Here is a 2,803-nt window from a genome sequence, read left to right as displayed (position 1 = left end):
TGGCCCTTCGCGGCGGGCCCACGGAGCAATGCCGGAGTGAGGGCATGCCGAGCCAAAGCGAGGCACCGAGTGGTGGGGCAGAAGCGCTTTGGTTACTTTCGCGCTTTTCGAAAGTGACCCGCTGTAAGAGCGGAACCATAAGTGGTCGTTACCTCAGCAATGGATATGTACTCAGTCAGACCGCCATCGCGAGCAGGCTCGCTCCCACAGGTGCTGTGATCGACGGGTCATAGGAGGCGACAACACGGGCAAATCCCCCCCAATCACCGCAATCTCCCTGTAAACTCCGCCCTTTGCCCAACACCCAGGGAGTCGGCAATGTCGGGTTCGATCCTTTACATCCACGGCTTCAACAGCGCCCCAGCGTCGACCAAGGCCAGTCAGTTGATCGAAGTAATGGCACGCCTCGGCCTCAGCGACCAGCTACAGGTGCCCGCCTTGCATCACCACCCCCGCCAGGCCATCGGTCAGCTGGAACAGGCGATTGCACAACTGGGCCGCCCACTGCTGGTCGGCAGCTCGCTCGGCGGCTACTATGCGACTCACTTGGCCGAGCGCCACGGGCTCAAGGCCCTGCTGGTCAACCCTGCGGTCAGCCCCCATCGGATGTTCGACGGTTACCTGGGCACGCAGAAGAATTTGTACACCGATGAAACCTGGGAATTGACCCACGACCACGTCACGGCCCTGGCCGAACTGGAAGTGCCGGCGCCCCAGGATCCGCAGCGGTATCAGGTATGGTTGCAAACCGGTGACGAAACGCTGGATTATCGCCACGCCCAGCAGTATTACCGCGCCTGTGCCTTGCGCATCCAGGCCGGCGGCGACCACAGTTTTCAAGGGTTTGCCCAGCAGTTGCCGGCGCTGTTGAGTTTTGCCGGCATTGGCGCCGATTTGTACCAGGCGATCGACTTCACGTCGCTGTGAGCCATCGCCTCTTTTTCATTGAACACTGACGACGAGACCCCATGGCCACTCCCAGCGCTAGCTCTTATAACGCAGACGCCATCGAAGTCCTCTCGGGCCTCGACCCGGTGCGCAAGCGCCCCGGCATGTACACCGACACCAGTCGGCCGAACCACCTTGCCCAGGAAGTCATCGACAACAGTGTCGACGAAGCCTTGGCCGGGCACGCCCGTTCGGTGCAGGTCATCCTGCACGCCGATCACTCGCTGGAAGTCAGCGACGACGGTCGCGGTATGCCGGTGGATATTCACCCTGAAGAGGGCGTATCCGGCGTCGAGTTGATCCTCACCAAGCTCCACGCGGGTGGCAAGTTTTCCAACAAGAACTACCAGTTCTCCGGCGGTTTGCACGGGGTGGGTATTTCCGTGGTCAACGCCTTGTCGACCTTGGTCCGCGTGCGGGTCAAGCGTGACGGCAACGAGTACCAGATGACGTTCGCCGATGGCTACAAGGCCACCGAACTGGAAGTGGTCGGCACCGTCGGCAAGCGCAACACCGGGACCAGCGTGTATTTTGCGCCGGACCCGAAGTATTTCGATTCGCCTAAATTCTCCGTCAGCCGCCTCAAGCACGTGCTCAAGGCCAAGGCCGTGTTGTGTCCGGGGCTGCTGGTCAGTTTCGAGGACAAGGCCACCGGCGAGAAAGTCGAGTGGCATTACGAGGACGGCCTGCGTTCTTACCTGGTTGACGCGGTCAACGGTTTCGAACGCCTGCCGGACGAGCCATTCTGCGGCAGCCTGGCCGGTAATAAGGAAGCGGTGGACTGGGCGCTGTTGTGGCTGCCCGAAGGCGGCGAAAGCGTCCAGGAAAGCTACGTCAACCTGATCCCCACCGCTCAGGGCGGCACCCACGTGAACGGGTTGCGCCAGGGTTTGCTCGACGCCATGCGCGAGTTCTGCGAGTTCCGCAACCTGCTGCCCCGTGGCGTGAAGCTGGCGCCGGAAGACGTCTGGGAGCGCATTGCCTTCGTATTGTCGATGAAGATGCAGGAGCCGCAATTCTCCGGCCAGACCAAAGAGCGTCTGTCGTCCCGCGAAGCGGCGGCGTTTGTTTCCGGGGTGGTCAAGGACGCGTTCAGCCTGTGGCTCAATGCTAACCCGGAAACCGGCTTGGCCCTGGCAGAACTGGCGATCAACAACGCCGGCCGGCGCCTCAAGGCCAGCAAGAAGGTCGAGCGCAAGCGCATCACCCAGGGGCCGGCGTTGCCCGGCAAGCTCGCTGACTGTGCCGGGCAGGACCCGATGCGTTCCGAGCTGTTTTTGGTGGAAGGTGATTCCGCCGGCGGTTCGGCCAAGCAGGCGCGGGACAAAGAGTTCCAGGCGATCCTGCCGTTGCGCGGCAAGATCCTCAACACCTGGGAAGTGGACGGCAGCGAAGTGCTGGCCAGCCAGGAAGTGCATAACATTGCCGTGGCCATCGGTGTCGATCCGGGCGCCGCGGACATGAGCCAACTGCGTTACGGCAAGATCTGCATCCTCGCCGACGCCGACTCCGACGGTCTGCACATCGCCACGTTGCTCTGCGCGTTGTTCGTCCAGCATTTCCGCCCGCTGGTGGACGCCGGTCACGTCTACGTGGCGATGCCGCCGCTGTACCGCATCGACCTGGGCAAGGAAATCTACTACGCCCTGGACGAAGCCGAGCGCGATGGCATTCTTGATCGTCTGGTGGCCGAAAAGAAACGCGGCAAACCGCAGGTCACCCGATTCAAGGGCCTTGGCGAAATGAACCCGCCGCAACTGCGCGAAACCACCATGGATCCGAACACGCGCCGCCTGGTGCAGTTGACCCTGGATGATTTCGAAGCGACCTCGGAAATGATGGACATGCTGCTGGC

At 62.1% G+C, this 2,803-nt stretch carries 2 protein-coding genes; both read left to right on the top strand.

Annotated elements, in window-relative coordinates:
- Window positions 1–318: 318 nt before the first annotated feature.
- Entirely contained in the window at window positions 319–927 is a 609-nt protein-coding gene (locus GSM73_RS21325) for a YqiA/YcfP family alpha/beta fold hydrolase (RefSeq protein ID WP_047227287.1), read from the top strand.
- A 41-nt stretch (window positions 928–968) separates the two neighbouring features.
- On the top strand, window positions 969–2,803 hold a 1,835-nt coding region (parE, locus tag GSM73_RS21320; protein WP_160893890.1), incomplete at its 3' end, for a DNA topoisomerase IV subunit B.

It is taken from the genome of Pseudomonas sp. PICF6 (assembly GCF_009831705.1).
GTDB classification, from domain to species: domain Bacteria; phylum Pseudomonadota; class Gammaproteobacteria; order Pseudomonadales; family Pseudomonadaceae; genus Aquipseudomonas; species Aquipseudomonas rhizophila.
Note: the sequence above shows the minus strand (reverse complement) of the source record. Positions and strands in the feature narration are given on the sequence as shown.

Excerpts from the sequence above, each read along its gene's own strand:
- GSM73_RS21325 (WP_047227287.1), top strand. The coding sequence starts at position 319 with ATGTCGGGTTCGATCCTTTACATCCACGGCTTCAACAGCGCCCCAGCG.